General features: G+C 60.1%; 24 protein-coding genes and 1 pseudogene. 12 read left to right on the plus strand and 13 right to left on the minus strand.

Annotation, left to right across the window (positions count from 1 at the left end; translation table 11 throughout):
* Positions 1-73: 73 nt before the first annotated feature.
* From ACMXYH_RS12850 to ACMXYH_RS12865, 4 genes are all read left to right on the plus strand, one after another.
* Complete coding sequence (locus ACMXYH_RS12850; RefSeq protein ID WP_415767293.1) at positions 74-1,711, plus strand: GMC family oxidoreductase; 1,638 nt, start codon at positions 74-76, stop codon at positions 1,709-1,711.
* Positions 1,712-1,730: 19 nt separating this feature from the next.
* Entirely contained in the window at positions 1,731-3,188 is a 1,458-nt protein-coding gene (locus ACMXYH_RS12855; protein ID WP_415767294.1) for an aldehyde dehydrogenase family protein, read from the plus strand.
* Positions 3,189-3,301: 113 nt separating this feature from the next.
* Complete coding sequence (locus ACMXYH_RS12860; protein WP_415767295.1) at positions 3,302-4,231, plus strand: catalase family peroxidase; 930 nt, start codon at positions 3,302-3,304, stop codon at positions 4,229-4,231.
* Positions 4,228-4,776, plus strand: a complete 549-nt coding sequence (locus tag ACMXYH_RS12865) for a hypothetical protein (protein WP_415767296.1) — start codon at positions 4,228-4,230, stop codon at positions 4,774-4,776. The genes ACMXYH_RS12860 and ACMXYH_RS12865 overlap by 4 nt, the downstream gene beginning before the upstream one ends.
* A 92-nt stretch (positions 4,777-4,868) precedes the next feature.
* Here the strand turns inward: ACMXYH_RS12865 and dapF are convergent, their stop codons facing one another.
* The 4 genes from dapF to katG all read right to left on the minus strand — a co-directional run bounded on the left by dapF (position 4,869) and on the right by katG (position 8,895).
* Positions 4,869-5,687 carry a diaminopimelate epimerase gene (gene dapF, locus ACMXYH_RS12870; RefSeq protein ID WP_415767297.1) on the minus strand — a complete coding sequence of 273 codons (819 nt, stop codon included), beginning with the start codon at positions 5,685-5,687 and terminating at the stop codon, positions 4,869-4,871.
* 272 nt (positions 5,688-5,959) lie between these two features.
* Entirely contained in the window at positions 5,960-6,112 is a 153-nt protein-coding gene (locus ACMXYH_RS12875; RefSeq protein WP_305955715.1) for an AbrB family transcriptional regulator, read from the minus strand.
* A 111-nt stretch (positions 6,113-6,223) separates the two neighbouring features.
* Entirely contained in the window at positions 6,224-6,487 is a 264-nt protein-coding gene (locus tag ACMXYH_RS12880) for a hypothetical protein (protein WP_415767298.1), read from the minus strand.
* A gap of 152 nt (positions 6,488-6,639) precedes the next feature.
* Positions 6,640-8,895, minus strand: a complete 2,256-nt coding sequence (katG, locus tag ACMXYH_RS12885; RefSeq protein WP_415767299.1) for a catalase/peroxidase HPI — start codon at positions 8,893-8,895, stop codon at positions 6,640-6,642.
* A 412-nt stretch (positions 8,896-9,307) separates the two neighbouring features.
* On the opposite strand from katG, the gene ACMXYH_RS12890 reads away from it, so the two are divergent.
* From ACMXYH_RS12890 to ACMXYH_RS12900, 3 genes are all read left to right on the plus strand, one after another.
* A complete protein-coding gene (locus ACMXYH_RS12890) occupies positions 9,308-9,814 on the plus strand; it encodes a GNAT family N-acetyltransferase (RefSeq protein ID WP_415767300.1) in 507 nt (168 codons plus the stop codon).
* 129 nt (positions 9,815-9,943) lie between these two features.
* Positions 9,944-11,164: a helix-turn-helix domain-containing protein gene (locus ACMXYH_RS12895; protein ID WP_415767301.1), complete on the plus strand. Its 1,221-nt coding sequence runs from the start codon at positions 9,944-9,946 to the stop codon at positions 11,162-11,164.
* A gap of 36 nt (positions 11,165-11,200) precedes the next feature.
* Positions 11,201-11,830 (plus strand): Vgb family protein, encoded by a 630-nt coding sequence (locus ACMXYH_RS12900; RefSeq protein WP_415767302.1) that lies wholly within the window; start codon positions 11,201-11,203, stop codon positions 11,828-11,830.
* 16 nt (positions 11,831-11,846) lie between these two features.
* On the opposite strand, the gene ACMXYH_RS12905 is transcribed toward ACMXYH_RS12900, so the two are convergent.
* A complete protein-coding gene (locus ACMXYH_RS12905; RefSeq protein WP_415767303.1) occupies positions 11,847-12,707 on the minus strand; it encodes a CAP domain-containing protein in 861 nt (286 codons plus the stop codon).
* A 173-nt stretch (positions 12,708-12,880) separates the two neighbouring features.
* Between ACMXYH_RS12905 and ACMXYH_RS12910 the strand changes: the two genes are divergently transcribed.
* Complete coding sequence (locus ACMXYH_RS12910; protein ID WP_129445019.1) at positions 12,881-13,288, plus strand: hypothetical protein; 408 nt, start codon at positions 12,881-12,883, stop codon at positions 13,286-13,288.
* Here the strand turns inward: ACMXYH_RS12910 and ACMXYH_RS12915 are convergent.
* Positions 13,236-14,126 carry a DMT family transporter gene (locus tag ACMXYH_RS12915; RefSeq protein ID WP_415767304.1) on the minus strand — a complete coding sequence of 297 codons (891 nt, stop codon included), beginning with the start codon at positions 14,124-14,126 and terminating at the stop codon, positions 13,236-13,238. The genes ACMXYH_RS12910 and ACMXYH_RS12915 overlap by 53 nt on opposite strands.
* Before the next feature lie 83 nt (positions 14,127-14,209).
* Between ACMXYH_RS12915 and ACMXYH_RS12920 the strand changes: the two genes are divergently transcribed.
* On the plus strand, positions 14,210-15,541 hold the full coding sequence (locus tag ACMXYH_RS12920; RefSeq protein ID WP_415767305.1) for a PLP-dependent aminotransferase family protein: 1,332 nt from the start codon (positions 14,210-14,212) through the stop codon (positions 15,539-15,541).
* Between the two features lie 237 nt (positions 15,542-15,778).
* Here the strand turns inward: ACMXYH_RS12920 and ACMXYH_RS12925 are convergent, their stop codons facing one another.
* On the minus strand, positions 15,779-16,567 hold the full coding sequence (locus tag ACMXYH_RS12925) for an alpha/beta hydrolase (protein WP_415767306.1): 789 nt from the start codon (positions 16,565-16,567) through the stop codon (positions 15,779-15,781).
* A 406-nt stretch (positions 16,568-16,973) separates the two neighbouring features.
* Here ACMXYH_RS12925 and ACMXYH_RS12930 point away from each other — a divergent pair, with 406 nt between their 5' ends.
* Positions 16,974-17,918 (plus strand): aldo/keto reductase, encoded by a 945-nt coding sequence (locus ACMXYH_RS12930; RefSeq protein ID WP_415767307.1) that lies wholly within the window; start codon positions 16,974-16,976, stop codon positions 17,916-17,918.
* A gap of 18 nt (positions 17,919-17,936) precedes the next feature.
* Here the strand turns inward: ACMXYH_RS12930 and ACMXYH_RS12935 are convergent, their stop codons facing one another.
* Positions 17,937-18,617: a glutathione S-transferase family protein gene (locus ACMXYH_RS12935; protein WP_415767308.1), complete on the minus strand. Its 681-nt coding sequence runs from the start codon at positions 18,615-18,617 to the stop codon at positions 17,937-17,939.
* 147 nt (positions 18,618-18,764) lie between these two features.
* Here ACMXYH_RS12935 and ACMXYH_RS12940 point away from each other — a divergent pair, with 147 nt between their 5' ends.
* The gene (locus tag ACMXYH_RS12940) at positions 18,765-19,136 is read left to right on the plus strand and encodes a nuclear transport factor 2 family protein (protein ID WP_178082689.1); all 372 of its coding nucleotides are present in this window, start codon (positions 18,765-18,767) and stop codon (positions 19,134-19,136) included.
* 45 nt (positions 19,137-19,181) lie between these two features.
* Here the strand turns inward: ACMXYH_RS12940 and ACMXYH_RS12945 are convergent, their stop codons facing one another.
* Positions 19,182-20,573 (minus strand): aldehyde dehydrogenase family protein, encoded by a 1,392-nt coding sequence (locus ACMXYH_RS12945; RefSeq protein WP_415767309.1) that lies wholly within the window; start codon positions 20,571-20,573, stop codon positions 19,182-19,184.
* A gap of 100 nt (positions 20,574-20,673) precedes the next feature.
* Between ACMXYH_RS12945 and ptrR the strand changes: the two genes are divergently transcribed.
* Positions 20,674-21,558: a putrescine utilization regulator PtrR gene (gene ptrR / locus ACMXYH_RS12950; RefSeq protein ID WP_149629633.1), complete on the plus strand. Its 885-nt coding sequence runs from the start codon at positions 20,674-20,676 to the stop codon at positions 21,556-21,558.
* 37 nt (positions 21,559-21,595) lie between these two features.
* Here the strand turns inward: ptrR and ACMXYH_RS12955 are convergent, their stop codons facing one another.
* The 4 genes and pseudogenes from ACMXYH_RS12955 to ACMXYH_RS12970 all read right to left on the minus strand — a co-directional run bounded on the left by ACMXYH_RS12955 (position 21,596) and on the right by ACMXYH_RS12970 (position 23,705).
* Positions 21,596-22,057, minus strand: a complete 462-nt coding sequence (locus ACMXYH_RS12955; protein ID WP_134422844.1) for a MarR family winged helix-turn-helix transcriptional regulator — start codon at positions 22,055-22,057, stop codon at positions 21,596-21,598.
* Positions 22,058-22,191: 134 nt separating this feature from the next.
* Entirely contained in the window at positions 22,192-22,632 is a 441-nt protein-coding gene (locus ACMXYH_RS12960; RefSeq protein ID WP_129445010.1) for an Ohr family peroxiredoxin, read from the minus strand.
* Between the two features lie 109 nt (positions 22,633-22,741).
* Positions 22,742-23,188 (minus strand): annotated as a pseudogene (locus ACMXYH_RS12965) (OsmC family protein).
* 76 nt (positions 23,189-23,264) lie between these two features.
* Positions 23,265-23,705: an Ohr family peroxiredoxin gene (locus ACMXYH_RS12970; RefSeq protein WP_134422848.1), complete on the minus strand. Its 441-nt coding sequence runs from the start codon at positions 23,703-23,705 to the stop codon at positions 23,265-23,267.
* Positions 23,706-23,884: the final 179 nt, after the last annotated feature.

Below are 23,884 nucleotides of genomic sequence, written 5' to 3' on the forward strand. Positions count from 1 at the left end.
TATGAGTCTGCGCACCCTCCCATATGCTTTTTCCCAACAGACGCATCCTGGCGTCTGACAGGGAAGAAGACGGATGAAGAGTACCCTTAACAATCCTGCTCGCCGTGCTGTTCTGGCCGACGGTGTTGTGGCCGCCGCTACGTTGGCGACGGGCAGTGGTTTGGCGCAGGCGTTGGAGTCAAGCGGCAGTACCGGCAAGCGTGCCGCTCGTGGCACTGCGGTTGATGTGATTATTGTCGGTGGTGGCTCGGCAGGCGCGGTGTTGGCTCGCCGTTTGAGCGAGAACAACCAGCGTCAGGTGGTATTGCTTGAGGCGGGCCACAGCTACAGTCCACACAACTACCCCGAGATCATTGCCAGCAGTGACATCGTCGGTGCCAATGCCAATCCTGAGTTCGAATGGGGTTACAAGAGCCGACCGGGTTACATCGATCATCCCATCGGCACCTTGCGTGGCAAGGTGCTGGGAGGGAGTTCGGCCATCAACGGAGCGGTGGCCATCCGCGCCCGTGCCAGCGACTTCAAGCGCTGGGATCTGCCTGGCTGGAGCTATGAAGAGCTGCTGCCGTCGTTCAAAAAACTGGAAACCCACAGCGGTGGTGCCAGCCCGTTGCACGGCCATGAAGGGCCGCTTCCGGTGCATCAACTCGGCAAGGCCGATGTCACTCCCATGCAGCGAGCCTTCATCTACGCGACCTTCGCCAATGGCTACAGGGTGATTGAGGATTTTGACGGCGCTGACGCCCACGGCGTGGGCCCGTACCCGATGAACATCGTCAACGGCGTGCGGGTTAACACTGGCATGGCGTATCTCACCGAAGAGGTGCGCGCCCGCGACAACCTGCATATCCGTACCGACAGCCTGGTGGACAAAGTGCTGTTCGACGGTACTCGTGCGGTCGGTGTGCAACTGGGTAACGGTGAGAAGCTGCTGGCCGGGGAAGTCATCCTGTCGGCTGGCAGCTACGGCAGCGCCGCGATTCTGTTGCGTTCCGGTATTGGTCCTGGCGAGGACCTGCGTGCCTTGCAGATTCCACAAGTCGCCGAGCTTGCAGTCGGGCAGAACCTGGTGGATCACCCGTTCTATTACAACGCCTATGCCGCCAGGCCTGACCTGATCGGCAGCCAATCGCCCGCCATCGGGGCCAAACTCTGGACCCACAGCCGTTCTGCCGAGAATGGCGAGCTGGATCTGCATATCACGGCCACTCACTTGTTTCCCCATGATCAGAGCCCGACCGGCGTCGGCTTCGTGCTCGCGGTAGCCCTGACCCGGCCACTGTCTCGGGGCAAGGTGACGCTGGCCAGTCGCGATCCGTTCGTGGCACCGAACATCGACTTGAATTTTCTCGCCGAGCCCAAGGATCGCCAGCGCCTGCTGGATGGCATCCGCCTGGCCCGCAAAATCGGCACCACGGGGCCTCTGAATTCGTTGATCCATTCCGAGCTCAACCCCGGTCAAGGCAACGATTCGGACGAGGCCTTGCTGGCCAGTGTCAAAACCAGTCTCGACACCTATCACCACCCGACCTCGACGGCCCCGATGGGCAAGCCTGGGGATGCGCGGGCGGTGGTCGACCTGCAAGCGCGGGTCATCGGTGTGCAGAGGTTGCGCGTGGTGGACGCATCGATTTTCCCTGACGTGCCATCGGTCGCCACCAACATCACCGTGATTGCCACCGCCGAGCACATTGCCCGTCTCTACGTTTGACCCTAAGGAACCTGCCTCTATGAACAGCACCCCGGTTTTGAACTGGATCGACGGCCAATGGCTGGACTCCGGTGTTTACAAAGACTCCATCGACCCTGCGAGCTACGAGCTGATTGGTCGATACGCCGAAGGTGGCTTGAACGAAGCGCAACAAGGGATAGAAGCGGCGCAACGGGCGTTTGCCGAAACACCCTGGAAAGATGACCGCCAATTGCGCGCTCAGGTTTTGCTGGAGCTGGCGGACGCCTTTGAGCGCAACGCCGATGAGCTGATCGATACCCTGGCGCTGGAAAACGGCAAGATCAGACCCGAAGCCGAGTTCGAGGTCAGCATGGTGCCCTCCAAATTGCGCTATTACGCCTCCCTGGCGCGTGCCGAATACGGTCGAGCAGCCGAGCCAAAACCCGGCAAGATATCGTTGGTGATTCGTCAGGCGGTAGGCGTGGCGGGCATCATCGTGCCGTGGAACTCGCCGGTGGTGCTGATGATTCGCTCGCTGGCACCGGCGCTGGCGGCCGGTTGCACCACGGTCATCAAAATGCCCGGGCAAACTGCCCAAACCAACTGCCTGGTGGCCCGGATCATGAGCGAGGCGCTGTCGCTGCCGCGCGGCGTGATCAATCTGTTCAGCGAGCAGGGCGCGGCCGGCTCCATCCATTTGGTGGAGTCACCCCGGGTTCCGGTGATCAGTTTTACCGGCAGCACCACCACAGGTCGGGCGATTTCAGCCGTGGGGGCGCAGCACCTCAAACGTTTTGGCCTGGAGTTGGGTGGGAAAACACCCATGTTGGTGTTTAACGACGCCGACCTTGATGCCGCAGTACCCACTCTGGTAAAAGCCCTGACGGTATTCGCCGGTCAGTTCTGCATGACCGGTTCGCGGCTGCTGGTGCAACGCGATATCGCCACGGCGTTGACCGATCGTCTGGCCGAGCGACTGGAAGCCGTGCGTGTGGGGCCCGCCGCGGATTCGGCCAGCGAAATGGGTCCGTTGATCGATAAGCCCAACGTGCAACGGGTCAATCAAATCGTGAAGGAGGCGATTACCGCCGGTGCCCAGGTCATCGTTCGCGGTGGCCCGGTGACCGAGGGGCCTTTGGCCAAGGGCGCGTTCTATCGCCCGACACTGCTGCGGGTCAGTGACCCCGAGATGGCCATCGTCCAGCGCGAGACCTTCGGCCCGGTGCTGACGCTGCAGGTATTCGACAGCGAAGCCGAGGGGATCGAACTGGCCAACAACAGCGAGTTCGGTCTGGCGGCCAGTGTCTGGACCCGCGATGTCGACCGCGCGCTGCGGGTGGCCCGCGAGCTGGAGGCGGGCACGGTGTGGGTCAATGATTGGGCCGTGGTCTACGACGAGTTCGAAGAAGGGGGTTTTAAACAGTCGGGGCAGGGGCGCCTCAACGGCGTGGCGGCCATGGATGACTTTGTCGAGTACAAACACATCGCCCTCAATCCTGGCCTGCGTCAAGGCTGAATCCAATGCAGCCACCCCGATTATTGATCGGCATGCTGCTGGCAGGGACGCTTGCCGCGTCCTCTGCCTTTGCCGCCAACCAGAATAATGTGTCGCCCATGAGAAGTGCCCCCATGTCCCAGGACAGACTTTACGACGCTTTACTTGACGCACTCGCCGCGACGTTCGGCCATCACCCGGGATTTCGCACGACCCATGCCAAGGGTGTATTGCTACGCGGAACCTTTGCGGCTTCTCCATCAGCCCCGATGTTAAGCCGGGCTGCCCATTTGCAGGGGCAACCGGTGCCGGTGGTGCTGAGGTTCTCCAACTTCAGCGGCGTGCCCGCCACCGAGGACGGCGATCCGCAGGCCAGTCCTCACGGCCTGGCCGTTCGCTTTACGCTGCCGGACGGTGAGTTCACGGATATCGTGACGCACTCGTTCAACGGCTTTCCAGTGGACACGCCCGAAGACTTCCTGAGTTTTTTGCAAGGCATTGCCGCCAACGTCGCCACACCGCCGGATCCGCTGCCGCTGCAAACCTTTCTGGCCAGTCATCCACGCGCAGAGCATTTTCTTCAGGCACCCAAGCCCGCGCCCAGCAGTTACTCCAGTGTCGAGTACTTTGGCGTGAATGCCCTGGTGTTCAGCAACCGTCAGGGTGAAGTATTTATCGGTCGCTACCGTATTGAACCGTTGCGGGCAGAGCCTGCATTGAGTGATCAGCAAGCCGCCGCGATGCCAGCCGATTATTTGCAGGACGAAATCGGCGCACGACTGGCCAGGGGGGCAGTGAAGTTACGTCTGGTGGTGCAACTGGCGGCGCCGGGGGATGCCATCGAAGACGGGTCGATCCCTTGGTCGCGCAGCCACGAGGAAGTCGAGCTGGGGATTCTGACCCTTGATGCGCTTGTCCCGGCTGAGGAACAACAGCTTGCCCAGCAGCGCCTTGATTTCAACCCCGGGCGCTTGCCCGATGGCATCGCCCCCAGTCGCGACCCGATGATTCTGGCGCGCGAACGCCTCTACCAGCGGGCCATGCTCCGGCGGCAGCAACCATGAGCATGGACGCTGAAATCGGTGTCAGTGTGATTGTGCATGAGGTCAATCCGCAGTATCAGGCGTTGTATGAGCAATGGATGAACAAGGCCATCGACGCCCATCAGCAGTTTCCGGGTTACCTGGCGACGGATGTGGTCAAACCGGTCGGCTCGCACTTGCGCTACGCAATCATCCTGCGCTTTGTCAGCAAGGGGCATGTCACGGCCTGGCTGGAATCCCGGGTCCGTCATGCCTTGTTGCGCGAGTCGTTGCCCTGGCTGCGGCAGGACTACCACCGTACCGACGATGATTCAAAATTCTGGTTTGAGCCGCTGCAAGGACGGGTGCCCGTCGAGCGATGGAAGCAATGGTTATTGTCCTGGATGATCGTATTGCCATTGACCGTTTTTGTGCCTTGGGTGTTGGCGGCTCTGCTTGAACTGTCCGATCTGCGTCTGCCGATCTGGTTATTCAAGGTGGCGGTTGCCGGGGTGGTGTCATTCAGTATGGTCTACGGGTTGATGCCGTTGACGACGCGTCTGATGTCGCGCTGGTTGTTGAGCTGACGTCGGTGGCGGCAGGGGAGAAAGGTGTACTTTTGTCCTTTGTCGACTCCTTCGTAGGAATATTAAATCCACTGTTTGCCACGATATAGCCGCTATAAGCCTTGCAATAAGTTATCCGTGATCATTCCCGAAAAAGTTGTCTCTACCGGTCCGATGAGAAGCACAGGTCCCACGCCATCCCATTGAACCGTTACGGTTCCGCCATCACATTCAACTTCAACGGGATTGTCTAACAAACCACGACGAATTCCGTTAACAGCGGCGCCACAAGAGCAGGAACCTGAACCGAGCGGAATACCACCCCCGCGCTCCCAGATGCGCAGCCGAATGTGCTTTCGGTTAATGATCTGGACGAAGTGCACGTTCGTCCTGAGGGGAAATAGAGAATTTGTTTCAATTGTCGGTCCGATTGTCGCTATATCAAGGGCTGTTAGATCATCCACAAAATAGGTGCAGTGCGGATTTCCCATGCTGCAAGCTGTTGGGTCACCAGCAAGAGGCAAAGCAGCAGTGTCCAGTTCCAGAGCCAGGGGAATATCTGACCAGCTGAAGAGCGGTTCCCCCATGTTGACGGAAATTGCGCCGGTAGAGGTTCGTTCGCAAGTGAGTAGACCACGGTTGGTTCGGAGCGCTATCGAAGCGGTATTTGATTCGCGCATCAGCATATCCGCGGCACCCCGCGTTGCGCTGCCACAAGCGTCCAGCGTGGAGCCATCTGCATTCCAAAACATCAAACGCGCATCTGCATCATCGCAATCGAGCACCACCGCGAGTTGATTGAATCCGACTCCTCGGTGCCGATCACCCATTCGCCGAGCCAGGGTACTTGTCATTGGATTGGCCGCGTTTCGCGAGTCCACAATAACGAAGTCATCGCCATTGGCATGCATTTTATGAAAACTCAGCGGCATAAATAGATCCTGGCGGAATTGACGTTTAAAGGCGATTTAGCCCCAATTCGGTGTTCTGATCCGTATTTTCCTGCGCTATCTGCATCTGTAACGCACACAGCCACCCGCTCACAATAACGGCACGCTCCGCAGTCGCGGCAACTGCTGCACCGCAAACTCATAATGTAGGAGGCCCAATGGGCAAGATGGCGATTTTCCTGGGTGGATTTCTGGTGTTAACCATTTTGATTGGTGCCCTAGCCACGATCTCTCCCGCTTAGTCCTTTCTGCGATCAAACATCCTCCCGCCAGCGCCGCGCCTGAACCACCAACGCCGGCGCAAAGTGCAGCACGACCATTCGCACCAGGTGATGGGTCAGGATGAACACCACGTTCAGCCCGCCACTAAAGGCGACGAGGGCGATGGTTTCGATGGCGCCAGGCATGTAAATCGAACACGGCGGCGAGTGCGCCCGGATACACGGCTAACACGGAGTCCTTCGGGTTCCATCCCGATACTCTGAGTAGCCGCAAACCGGCCACGGTGCTCTGGACCATCAAGCCCAGCAGCATGAAGCCAGGCTGGGCAACATGGCGGCCGCCGTTTGGCTGTTCCACGAGGTGAACATCAGACCGGTCGCGATCCCCAACACGATTTGCACGTAGCCAAGGCTGAAGGGCAGCGTGGGGGAAAAACGCAAATTGCTGGCGATCAACGCGGTGGCGAGTATCGAACCCAGCAACAGGCCATGGGGGATACCAGCGTACTGCAGCGCGGTGCCGACGCCAGTGGCGATCAGCAAACACAATAGGGTTTTCATGGTGTTGATGAGTCTTCCTTGATTCTTGTTGAACCCAACGCTTGCATCCGGGCCACGCACGTTTTCCCATCTGACGGTGTGAAGCGTCAAGTGACAAAAAGCACAACGCCTCCACAGTGGGAGGCGTTGCAGTTTCAGCAATACCGCTGGTGTTACTTGAGATCGAAGCGATCCACGTCCATCACTTTGGCCCAGGCGGCTACGAAGTCTTTAACGAACTTCTCCTGCGCATCAGCGGTTGCATAGACTTCAGCCAACGCTCGCAACTGCGCATTCGAGCCGAAGACGAGGTCGACACGGGTGCCGGTCCACTTCACTTCGCCGGTTTTGCGATCGCGTCCTTCAAACTCCTCATTCGCGTCCGACACCGGTTTCCATTCCACGCCCATATCCAGCAGGTTCTTGAAGAAGTCGTTGGTCAACGCTTCCGGCTGCTTCGTGAACACACCGTGTCTGGTTTGCCCGACGTTGGTGTTCAGCACGCGCATGCCGCCAATGAGCGCGGTCATTTCTGGCGCGGTGAGTGTCAGCAGTTGCGCCTTGTCGATCAACAGCTGCTCGGCCGCTACGCTGTATCTGACTTTGAGGTAGTTGCGGAAGCCATCGGCGATGGGTTCGAGGAAGCCGAAAGACTCCACGTCCGTCTGCTCTTGGGAGGCGTCCATCCGTCCTGGTGTGAACGGCACTGTCACGGTTTGACCGGCATTTTTCGCCGCCTGTTCGACGCCCGCGTTACCGGCCAGCACGATCAGGTCTGCCAACGAGATCTTCTTGCCGCCGCTGTTGAACTCGCTTTGGATGCCTTCGAGTTTCGCCAGCACGTTCGCCAATTGCTCAGGCTGGTTGGCCTGCCAGAATTTCTGCGGGGCCAGACGCAAACGCCCACCGTTGGCACCACCGCGTTTGTCGGAGCCGCGGAAAGTGGAAGCTGCCGCCCAAGCCGTTGATACAAGCTGCGAGACGGTCAGGCCGGAGGCCAGGAGTTTGCTCTTGAGTGCGGCGACGTCACTGTCGTTGACCAAGGCATGGTCGACCGCTGGAATCGGGTCTTGCCACAGCAGTTCTTCGCTCGGCATTTCCGGGCCGAGGTAGCGGGAGAGGGGACCCATGTCGCGGTGGATCAGCTTGAACCAGGCACGGGCGAACGCGTCGGCCAACTGGTCTGGATTGGCTAGGAAGCGTCGCGAAATCGGTTCATAGATCGGGTCGAATCGCAGCGACAGGTCGGTGGTCAGCATGGTCGGATTACGACGCTTGGACGGGTCGTGAGCATCCGGAATGATGCCGGCGCCGGCGTTGTTTTTCGGTATCCACTGGTTCGCACCGGCCGGGCTTTTACTCAGTTCCCACTCGAAGCCGAACAGGTTTTCCAGATAGTTGTTGCTCCACCGGGTGGGCGTGGTGGTCCAGGTGACTTCCAGGCCGCTGGTGATGGTGTCAGGGCCCTTGCCGGTGCCGAAGCTGTTCTTCCAGCCAAAGCCCTGTGCTTCGAGGCCAGCGGCTTCGGGCTCGGCGCCGACGTTGTCGGCAGGTCCGGCGCCGTGGGTCTTGCCGAAGGCGTGGCCGCCGGCGATCAATGCCACGGTTTCTTCGTCATTCATCGCCATGCGCGCGAAGGTTTCGCGGATGTCCTTACCCGCAGCGACGGGATCCGGGTTGCCTTCCGGGCCTTCCGGGTTCACGTAGATCAGGCCCATCTGCACCGCAGCGAGGGGATTTTCCAGGTTGCGCCCCTGGTCGGTACGGCTCTCCTCATTTTCCCCCGGCTCGGCAACGAGTGGGCCTTCGCCGGGCTCTTGCATGGGCTCGTTTTCTTTGCCATAGCGGGTGTCGCCGCCGAGCCATTTGTTTTCCGAGCCCCAGTAGACGTCCTCATCCGGTTCCCAGACGTCCGCACGACCACCGGAAAAACCAAAGGTCTTGAAGCCCATGGACTCCAGCGCGACGTTGCCGGTGAGGACGATCAGATCTGCCCAGGAAATTTTGCGGCCATATTTTTGCTTGATCGGCCAGAGCAGTCGGCGCGCCTTGTCGAGGCTGACGTTGTCCGGCCAACTGTTGAGTGGCGCGAAGCGTTGCTGGCCGGAACCGGCGCCACCACGACCGTCACCGGTGCGGTACGTACCGGCGGAGTGCCAGGCCATGCGAATGAAGAGTGGCCCGTAGTGACCGAAGTCCGCCGGCCACCAGTCCTGGGAATCGGTCATCAACGCCGTCAGGTCTCTTTTGACCGCTTCAAAGTCCAGGCTTTTGAATGCTTCGGCGTAGTTGAAGCCCTCGTCCATGGGATCGGACAGGGACGAGTGCTGATGGAGGATCTTCAGATTCAGTTGGTTCGGCCACCAATCGCGGTTCGTCGTGCCACCGCCAGCGGCGTGATTGAACGGGCATTTCGATTCATTTGCCATGTGTGAGCTACCTTTGGTCGTGTTCATCCGGCTATCCGGCCCAGCGTGGGCGTTAAATAGCAACGGGCGAAACCAATGACACAGGCTGCAGGGCCAGCAGTTTGATCAACTGATTGTTTTGATCACACGGGAATTCTGAATAGCGGCAATCGAGTTGCCTGCACGGTGGCCTACGGCAGGTTTAGTCAGGCTTCTGACCCATTCCTATCTCCTTATCAGCTCTTGACCGGCCGGCTTATGGTGCCGGCGCTCGAATAAGGTTAGACCCCAGTTGGGAAGTCAGCTAATAGGGGGAGTATTGGGGCGTGATAGGCAGAGTCTTTTACGGGTATCAGGGGAAGGCCCCGCGTCTATTTGAAGCATAGTCGCGGGAAAACCGTTACTTACGCACATTCTTGGATGGATCCAAACCATGCACCTCACCTACCGTCCCGTCAGCGCTGAAGATGTCCTGACGATTTGCGATTTCCCCCAAAATCCCCAAGAGCTGTTTTTTATGTTCCCGAAGGCGCAGTACCCGCTGAAGGAGGATCAACTGCAGGCATCGATTGCTCAACGTTCCGACTCAACGGTGGTTGAGGGGGAGGGTTCTGTTTTGGGCTTCGCGAATTTTTATACCTTTGAGCGTGATGGCGTTTGCGCGATCGGCAATGTGATCGTGTCGCCCAAGTCTCGGGGGAAAGGGGTCGCGAAGTTTTTGCTGCAGACGATGGTGGGGCTGGCGTTTGAACGTCATCGGGCACGCGAGGTGCAGCTGTCGTGTTTCAACGAGAATACGGCGGGGCTGCTTCTGTATCCGCAGCTTGGGTTTGTTCCGTATGGGGTTGAGGAGCGGTTGGCGCCGGACGGGCGCCGGGTGGCACTGATAAACATGCGGTTACTTACCGAAGCCATCAGTATGGAAGTCTCATGTGCGTAGATAAAGCGTGCTCCGTCGTGCTGCGAAACAAGCGTTGCGAGCGCTTCTGGAAGAGCCTGGTGGAGGATCGTGAATTAGACTAAACACCGGACATCCGACGGTAGGAGCGACAACAGTGGCGGAATTGCGATGGACTCGCTGATCACGGCCGCAGCGCAGGCGCTGGCGGCGGGTGATCCGCTCGGCGCGCTGAACCGGGTCGCGTTGCGCGAGGATGCGCCGGCGCTGGCGTTGCGCGGGATTGCGATGGCGCAACTCGGCGATCTGGTGCGAGCCAAGGCACTGGTGCAGAGGGCCGCGCGGGCCTTCGGGCCGAAGGAGGCCTTGGCTCGGGCGCGCTGTGTGGTCGCCGAGGCCGAGATCGCGCTCGCCTCCCGGGAGTTGGGCTGGCCGGTGAAGGCACTCGAGTCGGCGCGAGTGACGCTTGAGACGCACGGCGATCGAGTGAACGCCGCTCATGCGCGGTATCTGCAGATACGGCGTTTGCTGCTGATCGGGCATCTCGCAGAGGCCGACGTGCTGCTCGCCGAGCTTGACCCCGCGCCATTACCGCCGGCATTGCGCGCCGCCCACGAACTGCTCGTGGCCGGGATCGCGATGCGACGACTCGAGACGAACAAGGCGCGGTCTGCACTCACAAGGGCCGAGCACGCCGCGCGCGACGCCGATATTCCTGCGCTGACGGCCGAGGTGGAAAACGCTGCCCTTGTCCTGGACACGCCCGTCGCGCGTTTGATTGCCTATGGCGAAGAACGGCCGCTGTTGCTGGAGGAGGTTGAAGCGTTACTCGCGTCCACGTCGATGGTCGTGGACGCCTGTCGCTACGTGGTGCGTGGCGCCGGCATGTCAGTTTCCCTCGCCACACGCCCGGTCCTGTTTGCCCTCGCACGGGCACTGGCCGAAGCGTGGCCGGCCGACGTGTCGAGGGAAACGCTGATTACCCAGGCCTTTCGTTTGAAGCACGCCGATGAGTCCCTTCGCGCGCGGTTGAGAGTCGAAGTCGGGCGACTGCGCGCGGCGCTGAAACCCTTGGCCGGCGTCACTGCAACCCAACGTGGTTTTGCGCTGGTGTCGCTGGTTGCCTCTGACGTTGTGGTGCTGGCGCAACACGTCGAAGAGAAGCACGGGTCGGTGTTCGCTTTCCTCGTCGACGGTGAGTCGTGGTCGAGCTCGGCCCTGGCACTGGCCCTCGGTGCCAGCCAGCGGACGGTGCAACGGGCACTCGAGGAACTGGCCCGCGCGGGCAAGGTGCAGTCGTTCGGTCGCGGCCGGGCACGTCGCTGGATGACCCCGCCGGTGCCGGGTTTCGCGACGACCTTGTTACTCCCGGTTCCGTTGCCGGGTGACTAGGATGAACGCCACCCACCCGTAACGAGGAATGCCAATATGAAACAGTCAGCAGCTCAAATCCTCCGTGAATATGGACCCTTTGCCGGTGTCGACAAGGTGCATGGCGTCACCTGGGACGGCCAGCACGTGTGGTTTGCCACCGGCGACAAACTCAACGCCCTGGACCCTGAAAGTGGCAAGACACTGCGTTCAATCGATGTCGCCGCCCATGCCGGCACCGCCTTCGACGGCCAGCACCTGTTCCAGATCGCCGAGGATCGCATCCAGAAAATTGACCCGCAGACCGGTAGTGTACTCGCGACTATCCCGGCACCTGGCGGCAGTGACTCAGGGCTGACGTGGGCGGAAGGCACGTTGTGGGTCGGCGAGTATCGGGATCGCAAGATTCATCAGATCGATCCCGAGACCGGCGCGATTCTGCGCACCCTTGAATCCAACCGCTTTGTCACCGGGGTGACCTGGGTCGAAGGTCAACTGTGGCATGGCACCTGGGAAGAAGACGAGAGTGAGTTACGCCATATCGATTCGACAACCGGCGAGGTGTTGGAGAGCGTGAAGCTGCCGGCGGGCGTCGGGGTGTCGGGGCTTGAATCGGATGGCGACGAGCAGTTTTTCTGCGGCGGCGGTGGCAGTGGAAAGGTGAGGGCGGTGCGGCGCCCTAAATAAGGCGCCGCTCAATCATTCAAGGCGCGCCAAACAACATCGTCCAATAAACCCCCTCATCACTGCGCGCGTCCGCCGCATAGGCTGCACCCATCTGGGTAAACATCGGGTTCATCAGGTTGGCGCAATGACCCGGGCTGGCCAGCCAGCCCGACATGGCCTTGCTCGGTGAGCCCTGGCCGGCAGCGATGTTCTCGCCGATCTGCCGGCCACGGAAACCAGCGGCTCTGGCCCGGTCCGCGGGCATATCACCGTCGGGGTCCTGGTGGGCGAAGTAGTTGCCGTAGGCCATCGCCTTGGTGTGGCCTTGCGCCGCAGCGCCCAAGGCGGCGTTCCAGGCCAATGGTCGTGCGGCGGCGAAGCGCTGACGACCGCAGAGCCGCGGCTTTGAGCGTGCCGCATTGACCTGTACCAGCAACGCTTTGCTGACGGCTCGCGAATCACCCACGCGACTGTCCAGCACGGGCTGCGCCAGCACCACCTGCCACTCACTTCGGGCGCGACTGACGCCAATGTCGGCGTATTGGGTATCGAGCAACGCCCCGCAGTAATCACTCTGGAGCATGTCGAAGGCCTCATCGGCATCCTGCGCACCGACCACACGAATCGTGCGCACGGTCACCGCCTGATAGCCGGACGCTTTCAATCGATCGCGCAAACCGTCGCCGTAGCCGATCGGCAAGGCCAGGTTCGACTTCAACGCCAGCGGCGATAACGCTCGACCCGCGCGCCCCGAGCAGCGATCGGGGTGAGCGCGGTAGTCGTTGATGGCTTCCACCAACTGCCTTTCGGCACCGGCATGGGCGGGGTTGGCGAACAGGGAAAACAGCGGAATCAAACAGAGCGAGGCAACGCGAACGGACAGGCGGGTTTGGCGCATGGATGAATAGCTCTGAGCGGGCAAGTGGAATTCACGGCTCGGCTATGACTGGCGCTTCAACACATGGTTCACGGGCGAAAGAGACATATTTGCGCTGGGTGCAGTGCGTCCTCCAAAGAGGGCGTGGAGGTATCGTATGATGGCTTCTTTTTACCCGTCACAAGGACCCACCCATGCCGTTAAGCAAACGCGATCAGGCGCACATCGAGCGTCGCCTGATTGCCACCCTGACCGAGGCGTGTGAGACGGCCAAAGTGGACATCCTCGGGTTCTGCTGGCTGACCCACGAGATCGATTACGACCTGTTTCCCTCCAGTCTGCGGGTCATCTGGGTCTTCGATACGCAGGCCAACAAGGATCAGGCGCTGGCCAGTGGGCAGGGCGAGCGCATGGTCGAGTTGACCGCCAATGCGTTAAACGAAGCGGACGTTCTCGTCAGCCCAATATCGGCCCATGTGCAGTTCGATTCTGAAGAAGCCTGCCAGCGCGCCAATGGCGGAAACTGGCAGCAACGCTTGTCGCGCTCGCTTACTTCGAAAACTTTCGCGCCCCGGCCACGCAAAGGATCACCGCGACGGTAACCCCCAGCATGCCGATGCTGACGTGCTCGTGAAGCAGGGTGGCCGCCAGCGCCAAACCAAAAAACGGCTGCAGCAGTTGCAGCTGGCCGACGGCAGCAATCCCACCTTGGGCCAACCCGCGGTACCAGAATACGAAACCGATCAGCATGCTGAAGATCGATACGTACGCCAGGCTGAGCCACGCGGATGGGGTGATTCCCGAGAACGAAGCCGGGGCCATGAGCCAGGTCAGCGGGACCATGACGGGCAGCGACAGCAGCAACGCCCAAGAGATGACCTGCCAGCCTCCCAGGGTTCTTGAAAGCTTTGCGCCTTCGGCATAACCCAGCCCGCAGGCGAGGATGGCCAGCAGCATGAGAATGTCGCCGGTCGGCGAAGCGGTCAGGCCTTGAGAGACGGCAAATCCCACGACCAACGCGCTGCCCAGCACCGAGAAGAACCAGAACACCGGTCGCGGACGTTCCCCTCCGCGCAATACGCCGAACACCGCAGTGGCGAGTGGCAACAAGCCAACGAAGACGATGGAATGCGCCGACGTCACGTACTGAAGCGCCAGCGCCGTCAGCAGCGGAAATCCTACTACAACGCCCATTGCCACGATCGCCAAGGGCAAAAGCTGACGCTTGGCAGGACGTTTTTCTTTAAACAGCACCAGCATGCAAAGCGCCAGAAGCCCGGCAATCGCCGCTCGGGCAACGGTCAGGAAAACCGGGTCGAATTCCAGCACGGCCAACCGTGTGGCCGGCAGCGAGCCGCTGAAAATCAGTACGCCGATAAATCCGTTGAGCCATCCGCTCGCGGTCTTTTCCGTCATTGGGTTTTGCAGGGTCCGTTCCATTTGAGGGCACTCTGAATTTGCAGAGATCCATCGTATGATCGACTATCATTACAATCAAAAAATTGTCATGGATACATCTCGACATGCCTCGCTCACGGTACAAGTCATTAGTGGATGCTTTTGCGGCTGACATCCGGTCAGGCCGATTGTTGCCGGGCACGCGCTTGCCGACACACCGCCAGCTGGCGGCAACAGAAGGGCTGGCGCTGGTGACCGCCAGTCGGGTCTATGCAGAGCTCGAGGCCATGGGCCTGGTCAGCGGCGAGACGGGGCGAGGCACGTTCGTGCGGGAGACGTCGTTGCCGCCGGGCTTGGGTATCGACCAGAAAAACGTTGCAGTGGACATGACCGACCTCAACTTCAACTATCCCTCGCTGCCAGGGCAGGCAGAGCTCTTGCGAAATGCACTGCGCCAGCTCGCCTCGGGCGGTGATCTGGAGTCCCTGTTGCGCTACCAGCCACACGCAGGGCGTCTGCATGAGCGCGCCTCGGTGGCGCGCCATTTACTCGCCCGAGGGCTGACAGTGGATGCCGAGCAAGTGTTAATGGTCAGTGGTGCTCAGCATGGGCTGGCCGTGACGATGATGGCGCTGCTGCAACCCGGTGATGTGATAGCAGCGGATGCGCTGACCTATTCAGGATTCATCGTGCTGGCCGAAGCCTTGCACCTTGAAATCGTGCCCATTCCCGTGACCGAACAGGGACCTGATCTGAGGGCGCTGGATAGTCTGTGCCGGAGTCGCCGCGTGCGGGCGGTGTACACGATGCCGACGCTGCACAATCCACTGGGATGGGTGATGAGTGCCGATCAGCGCGAGTCGCTGGTCACGATTGCGCGCAGGCATGACTTGCTCATCATCGAGGACGCCGCCTATGCCTTCCTTGCCGAGAACCCGCCGGCACCGATAGCGCAACTCGCCCCCGAGCGGACCGTGTACGTTACAGGACTCTCCAAAAGCGTGGCCACGGGACTGCGCGTAGGCTTCGTCGCAGCCCCGACCGAAAAAGTGCCCGCGCTGGAGCGAACGATCAGGGCGACCACCTGGAATACCCCGGGCGTGCTGACGGCGATCTCGAGCACGTGGCTCGACGATGGCACCGTCATGCAACTGGAAGCTGAAAAACGCCAGGATGCGCAAGCCAGACAGACCATGGCCGCAGAAGTGCTGGCGGGCCTTCCGTGCATTCGCCATCCGTCGTCCTATTTTCTTTGGCTGCCGTTGTCTGAAGATGCGAGGGCAGACCAGATCGCCGCGGCGTTGCTGCGTGAAAAAGTGGCGGTTTCAACCGCCGAGCCTTTCGCCACGTCTGCTCATGTACCGCATGCGATTCGCTTGGCGCTGGGGTCGGCAGAGATGGGCGCACTGCGTGAGGCGCTTGAAAAAGTGAAGTGGGTGATTGGTGCTTATTCATAGTTCGAAGTCGCCCATCAGCCTGCCGGGAATGGACCGCGAAACGGCCCGGGCGCACCGAAAAGGGCGGCCACTTCGCGGCCTGGGAACAGCCGCAGCTTTTTACCGAGGAACTTCGCACGGCGTTCCGATTGCTGCCCTAAGTCGCAAGGCGCCCACCTTGCAGAAACATTTGTCTTCGCGCGGAGTGCCGCTGCGGCGCTAGTCGAACACCGGTATCGGCGCGGCGGGCACCGCCACTTACAAACCACCCCCCAACACCTTGAGATACTCGGGGCTCTCGGATATTGAATTGTGCCCCGTACCCGATATGACCTTCAGCGACGCCACCCCGTTGGCAAAATGCGTGAAGAGGCGCTCGGTGCTGGAACGCGGTATCACTTCGTCGTGTTCAGCCGCGATCAGGAGCGTTGGCACCGTGATGTGGGCGGCGTACTTCCAGGATTCAAAGGTGTCCTTGAGCAACCATTTCACCGGGAAGATGGGGAACTGCCGGGCGGCGAGTTCTAAAACACTGTTGTAGGGCGTGATCAGCACCAGACGCGCCGCCGGGCGTTGGCTGGCGAGGCGCACGGCGACGCCCGAGCCCAGGCTGCGACCGACCACCGTAATGTGTGGATGGGTGGCGTAGACCAAGTCAAACAAGGTCATGGCGTCGCGCGAAATCATCTCCTCGGAGGGCGATCCGGAACTGCCACCGTAGCCTCTGTAGTGCAGCAAGTAGAGGGCGTGATCGGCAAAGGCTTTGGAAAACGAAGGCAGGCTCCGGGAGACATCCTCGGCATTGCCACCGAAATAGATCAATGCATTGGGCCCCTCGTGCGGTCGGACGGAGACCAGCACCTGCGCGTCGTCGACTGTCAGCGTGAGCAGCGTTGCCGAGGTGCCGACAGCGCGGGGTTGCGGGAAGTAGATGAGGGCGCGCTGGAAGATGAACAGCGCAGCGCAGAGCGCCAGATACACAACGGCGATGATGACGACGATTGACACCAGGATTCGTGGCATTCGGCTAACTTTAGTGGGCGGCATTGACGGCTCTGGCCTGAAGACGGCTCTCGCTTGATCGCTGTCAGAGTGTAGTAGACCGATAGCGCGACGCACCGGGAGGGGCGCTTCAGCTAAGGATTTGAGCACCACTATCCTTGTGGGAGCGAGCTTGCTCGCGATAGCGGACTGGCAGACAACGTATGTGTTGAATGTAAGACCGCCATCGCGAGCAAGCTCGCTCCCACAGATTCTGCGCCTTAACTGACTGGCATTAGGCGTTCGCCTTCCATTTCTGCGTGCGGGTGCTGTTGGAGGTTGCGGTGCTTGTTGTATGTCGAACAGGGGCGAATTGTCGCCGGTAGCTATGCTGACGTGGCGAGCCTCGTGCGTCCGGCGCGAGAAGTGCTGTGGACCGTGGCTGACAGCAAAAATATGGAAGGGCAATTCCATGAGCCACACTGATGGGTACTCGCGTCGAAAAATACTCACGCTGGCTGCCGGTGCTTCGGCGGTTTTCACCTTCGATCCGGCTTTTGCAGCATCCGTGCCGTCGACCGAAACAGGAGGCAAGAACATGCTGACCCGGGCCATTCCATCCAGCGCCGAACTCTTACCGATCGTCGGGCTGGGTACGTATCGCGGTTTTGATGTCGAGCCTTCAAGTCCCGCTTACAAGCAGCTGCCCGCTGTGCTGCGCGCGTTGTTCGAGAAGGGCGGGAAGGTGATCGACAGTTCGCCGATGTACGGTCGTGCCGAACAGACGACCGGTGAACTGCTGTCGATTCATGAACCGCGCTCGCCGGCCTTTCTGACCACCAAGGTGTGGACCCGTGGCCGCCAAGAAGGCATCGCGCAGATGGAACAGTCCTTCAAACTGCTGCAGACCGACCGGATCGACCTGATGCAGATTCACAACCTGCTGGACTGGAAAACCCATTTGCCGACCTTACGCAAATGGAAGGAAGAAGGGCGCATTCGTTACATCGGCATCACCCATTACACGGCGTCGGCGTATGACGAAGTGGAAGCAGTGCTCAAGGCTGAGCCATTGGACTTTTTGCAGATCAACTATGCCCTGGACGATCGCGGCGTCGAGAAGCGCATTCTGCCGCTGTGTCGCGAGCGGGGCGTGGCGGTGATCTGCAATCGGCCCTTCGGCGGCGGTGATTTGCTCGCCCGCTTGAAGGACAAACCGTTACCGCGCTGGGCCGCGGATGTGAGGGTCAATAGCTGGGCGCAACTGGCGCTCAAGTTCCTGCTGACGCATTCGGCGGTGACTTGCGTGATCCCCGGCACCGGCAACCCGCGTTACATGGCAGAAAATGCCGGTGCAGGTTTCGGTCCGATGCTGACGGGGGCGCAGCGCGAGCAGTTGATTGACGTGGTGGGGTAGGCGAACTTTCGAGGCCTGTCAGGTGTTGTCCGGCGTCTGGCGAAATCGCTCCGGGATGGCCTCCGCAAATGGATAAAACGAAAACCATGGCCTGGCTTCGTCGATGACCCGCTTGACGGACGGTCTGCTCATCAGCCTGTCGAAATAGGCTTTCAAGTGACCGTAGTCGTTGGGAAACGGCTCGAGCGTACTGGCATAGAAAAGTGCCGGGGCCGCGGCGCAATCGGCCAGGCTGAAATCTGCACTGGCGAGCCAGATTCTGGAGGCCAATTGGTGGTCGAGCATGCCGTACGTCGTCTGCAGTGTGGAACGTTCTCTGCTCAAATCGCCGTGAGCGCCGCGTAGGCGATCAAGCACAATCTGTTGCAGCGGCGCCTGTAGATAGTGGTCGCACACACGGTCCCACAAGCGGACTTCCAGTGCGGTGTCCCAATCGCTGGGAACGAGTGGATGTTCACCGGCATAAAATCGGTCCAGGTATTCGATGATGATCGTGGTCTCTGCCACGTTGCGCTGGCGAGCGTGGTCGCGGATGACCGGGAATTTGCCGAGCGGCCATAGCGCTTGCAGCTCTGCTCTGTCTGCATCGTTGGCGAGATCGATGATCCGCCTTTCGAATTCGACAGCGTTTTCATAGAGCGCGATGAGCACTTTGTGGCAGAACGACGACAGCGGATGGTAGTAAAGAGTCAGCGACATCTCTCAGCTCCTCGAAAGGCAAGTGACCCCCATCATCATAGTCGTCGTCCGGGACTGTTAAGTACGCGGTGCTAGACTTTCAGGGTGGGATGGATGATCGAACAACCTGATCCGGCGGTGCGATGGTGAGAACGCTGGAGGTATGACATGACGACTCAACTGCTGGCTAAAGAACACATCAACGTGGTGGTCCGCAATTATGTAGAAGGCATGGTGTTCGCTGATGAAGCCTTGCTGCGACAGGCCTTTCATCCTTCTTGCCGCATCATTGGCCATTACGAAGAAAAGCTTGAATGGGCATCCCTGGAGGAATTTATCAGCGCGATCAAGGCCGAGGGGCCGGCAGCCAAAGAAGTCAAACCGTTTTGGGAAGTACTCAGCGTCGATGTCACGGGTGATGCCGCCGCGGTAAAAGTCACTGATGAGTATCTCGGCATGCGATTTACCGATTATCTGTCGCTACTGAACATCAATTACCGCTGGATGATTGTGAACAAGCTGTATTACCTGAACGAATAGCGCGTGAGCCCGGGAGCCAAAAGGCTCCCGGGCATCGTTATGCAATCAGCGCCGATCCAGCCACACCGTCTGGGCATTGCAGAATTCGCGCACACCGAAATGCGAGAGCTCACGGCCAAAACCGCTTTTCTTCACGCCGCCGAAGGTGACGCGTGGGTCGGAGGCGCAATAACCATTGATGAACACACCACCGGTTTCCAGTTCACCGGTCATCTGCTCAGCAAGCTCGACGTTGCGTGTGTAAATGGTTGCGGCGAGGCCGAACTCACTGTCATTCGCTAGTGCCAATGCATGCGCCGCATCGCGCGCCGTGATGATCGAGGCCACCGGGCCAAACAGTTCCTGTTTGAACGAGGTCATCTGATCGGTGACATCACCGAAGACCGTGGGCTCGTAAAAATTGCCGGCGCCTTCAGCCTTCTTGCCGCCCATCAGCAACGTCGCACCTTCTTCCAGGGTGTCGCGCACCTGTTGATCCAGTTCATCACGCAGATCAAAGCGAGCCATCGGCCCGATGTAGGTGTTGGCGGCCAGTGGATCACCGACAACCAGTTTTTGCGTGGATTCGACGAACTTGCGCGTGAATTCTTCGACGATGCCTTGCTCGACGATCAAGCGTTTGGCCGCCGCGCAAACTTGCCCGGTGTTCTGGTAGCGGCCAATCACGGCAGCTTTGACCGCTTCGTCGAGGTCGGCATCGTTAAGGACGATGAACGGATCGGAGCCGCCCAGTTCCAGCACACACTTCTTCAACGCCGCACCGGCTTGAGCGCCGATGGCGATGCCGGCTCGCACGCTGCCGGTGAGGGTGACTGCCGCGATGCGTGGATCGGCGATCGCAGTGGAGACGCCGTCGGGCGTGACATTGATGACCTCGAAGACACCTTCGGGGAAGTCGGCTAGCTTGAAGGCTTCCCGCAACAGATAAGCGCTGCCCATCACGTTAGGCGCATGTTTGAGCACATAGGTGTTGCCGGCGATCAACGCTGGAACCGCGCCGCGCAGGACCTGCCAGATCGGGAAATTCCACGGCATCACCGCGAGAATCGGGCCGAGCGGGCGATATTCAATGCGCGCCTTGCCGCCTTCAACCAGCGTCGGTTCAGCGCTCAACATCGCGGGGCCGTGCTCGGCGTACCACTCGCAGAGTTGCGCGCACTTTTCGATTTCGCCGCGCGCCTGAGAGATCGGCTTGCCCATTTCCAGGGTGATCATGTTCGCCATCGCGGCGGCGTTGTCGCGCAAGGCCTGAGCCAGGGCGATCAACAATTGCGAGCGTTGATCAACCGGTTTGCTGCGCCAGGCGCGGAACCCGGCAGCGGCGCGGGACAGGGCATCGTCCAGTGCCGATGCGGATTCGAAAGGGTAGTGGCCGATCTGCTCGCCGTTGGCGGGGTTGATCGAAATGGCATGGGTGAGGCTGGAAACTTGGGTCATGGCACCGTCCTGCTAGGTGGGGATGCGCTCAGGTTACGGTGGCGTTTGTTTTCTGGAAACTGAATAATACTGAGCATATCGTTCACGTTTGGAGAATGCCTTGGATCTGGTTCAGCTGGAAATTTTCAAAGCCGTCGCCGAACACGGCAGCATCAGCGCGGCGGCTCAGCACATCCACCGGGTGCCGTCGAACCTGACGACGCGGATCAAGCAGCTGGAGCTGGATCTGGGCGTGGACCTGTTTATCCGCGAGAAGAGCCGCCTGCGCCTGTCGCCGGCCGGCTGGAGTTTTCTGGACTATGCCCGGCGCATTCTCGACCTGGTCCAGGAGGCTCGCGCGACGGTGGCGGGCGAAGAACCGCAGGGTTCGTTTCCCTTGGGATCGCTGGAGAGCACCGCTGCGGTGCGCATCCCTGAGTTGTTGGCCGCGTATAACCAGAAGCACGCCAAGGTCGAGTTGGACCTGTCCACCGGACCTTCGGGGACCATGATCGACGGGGTGTTGTCGGGACGATTGGCGGCAGCGTTTGTCGATGGATCGGTGCTGCACCCGGCACTGGAAGGTGTGCCGGCGTTTGAGGAAGAGATGGTGGTGATCGCGCCGCTCAACCATTCCCCCATCCATCGCGCGCGGGATGTTAATGGCGAAAACATCTATGCCTTTCGCTCCAATTGTTCCTACCGGCATCACTTCGAAAGCTGGTTCGCCAAGGACGCGGCGGTGCCCGGCAAGATTTTCGAAATGGAGTCCTATCACGGCATGCTGGCGTGCGTCAGCGCCGGTGCGGGCCTGGCGCTGATGCCCCGCAGCATGCTCAACAGCATGCCCGGATGCACCACCGTGAGCGTCTGGCCGTTATCGGAATCGTTCCGCTATTTGCGCACCTGGCTGGTGTGGCGCCGGGGGACTGTTTCGCAAAGTCTGACCATGTTTGTGCGCTTGCTGGAGGAGCGCGGGGTGGTGCGGGATGAAGTGGCGCGCTAGTTCGCGCGCTTGAGAATGTCCAGATCGGTGTGCCGGCTCATTCCCCGGCTTTCGTCGACTTGATGAGATTGTTGCGCAGCTTCACGATCGCCTTCTGCATGGTCGTGAACTCGTCGAGCGTCAGGCCCGTCGCGTCGGCGAGGCCCATTTCCGGTTGGCTTTCGCGCAGCTGTCGACCGTTCTTCGTCAGGCTGATCCGCACCTGGCGCTCGTCCTCGGGATCGCGCTGCCTTTGCAAAAAGCCCATCGCTTCCAGCTTCTTCAGGATCGGGGTCAGGGTGTTCGATTCCAGAAACAGCTTCTCGCCCAGGCTGCCCACGGTCTGATTATCTTCCTCCCACAGCGCGACGATGGTGATGTATTGCGTGTAGGTCAGCCCAAGCTGCTCGAGTATCGGCTTGTAAGCCTTGCCGAAGGCCAGGTTGGTGGAATAGACCGCAAAACACAGGAATTCGGAGAGCTTCAGGTTGTCGGGGGCGGCGTTGTCGGTGGGTTTCATGTGCATCCTCGTTGGCCAAAGACGGATGGCTCGCAAAAAAATGAAATATACCTCGTATGCGATTGTGTCGGAACGACTCTAACTGACGGTGGCGACCGGTTCGACGGCGAAAGTCGAACCGGTCGTACGGTGCATCATGCGGTCAGGGCGTTGATGACAACGTCGATATTGCCGCGCGTTGCCTTCGAGTACGGGCAGATTTGGTCTGCGGCGTGCGCCAGCTCCGTCGCGACGTCTTGTGCCAAGCCTGGCACGCGAAGATTCAGCCGGGCCTGGAGGAAGTAGGCCGGACCGGTCTGGCCCAGATCGACCTCAATATCAACGGCCAGATTGGGCGGCAGCGTCACCTTCATATTTTTCGCCGCCAGCTCGACGGCCGCGGTGTAGCAGGCCGACCATGCGCCGGCGAAAAACTGCTCTGCCGTTGGGTGCGGCACAATGGCTGCGAACTCGTGTGCCAGTCTAGGGTTTCCAGGCGACGAGAGCTGGATGGCGAGGCCGCAGGAAGAGTTGTCACCGTCGCTGAACGTCGTGTGGGTTTTGCCTGTGGCCAGGACTTTTTCGATCTTGTTCATGGTTGAGTCCTCAACGTTGTGTTGGGTTTGTAATACGTATGCGCTTAAAGCGTATGCGATATATGTGGCGTATCGACAATGCCGATCGATAGCAACGCCGCGCGGTGCGTCAAGCCGTGAGGACGTTCAGGGCCACGTCAATGTTACCCCGCGTCGCTTTCGAGTACGGGCAAATTTGATCGGCAGTGTGCGCCAGTGTCGTCGCGATATCGTCCGACAAGCCCGGTACGCGCAGGGTCAATCGAGCCTGAAGGAAGTAGGCCGGACCGGTCTGACCCAGATCGATGTCGACGGACAGATCAGACGGCAGCACTACATTCATCTCACCGGCCACCAGCCCGACGGCGGCGGTGTAGCAGGCCGACCAGGCGCCGGCGAACAGTTACTCGGCAGTCGGGTGCGGCTGGGTGGCGGCGAACACTTGGGCGGGCTTGGCGTTGCCAGGCGTCGACAGGATGATGTCGAGGCTGCCGTCATGGCCGCGCGAGGTGTTGCCAGCGTCGCTGACGGTGGTGTGGGTTTTGCCGGTGGCCAGTACTTTTTCGAACTTGCTCATGATGATTTCCTGAGTTTCTATTGTTTTCGTATGCGCTTATATCGCATGCGACATAATTGATGGGTTAAAGCGATCTTCACGCCGTCAGGACGTTCACCGCCACGTCGATGTTGCCCAGCGTCGCTTTCGAGTACGGGCAGAGTTCGTGTGCGGCGTGCGCCAGCGCTGTTGCGACGTCGTGTGCCACGCCCGGCAAGCGGACAAAGAATCGAGCCTGAAGGAAGTAAGCCTGACCGGTCTGGCCCAGATCGACCTCGATGTCGACGGACACATCGGCCGGCAGCGCCACTTTTTTCGCCTTGGCTATGTGTTCGATGGCGGAGATGTAGCAGGCCGACCATGCACCGGCGAACAGTTGCTCGGCGGTCGGGTGCGCTTGGGTGGCTGCGAACACGTGGGCCGGTTTTGCGTTACCTGGCGACGACAGCTCGATGTCGAGGTTGCCGTGGGCACGGGTCGCATCGCTGAACGTGGTGTGGGTTTTGCCGGTAAACAGTACTTTTTCGATCTTGCTCATGGAATGAATCCTCAACGTTTCAATAAGTGGTATTTATCTGTCGTATACGTTTGTATCGTACGCGATGTAAATAATACTCGCGCAGAGCTCAATCGGTGTCAAGGGGTGGTGTGAGGTCCAGCCGACGAGCGGCCGTGTTGCCGGGATATGCCGAATTCGTCGTCGACCGGGCCTAAAGC

The sequence above is a fragment of the Pseudomonas frigoris genome (genome assembly GCF_047758635.1).
Taxonomy (GTDB): Bacteria; Pseudomonadota; Gammaproteobacteria; order Pseudomonadales; family Pseudomonadaceae; genus Aquipseudomonas; species Aquipseudomonas frigoris.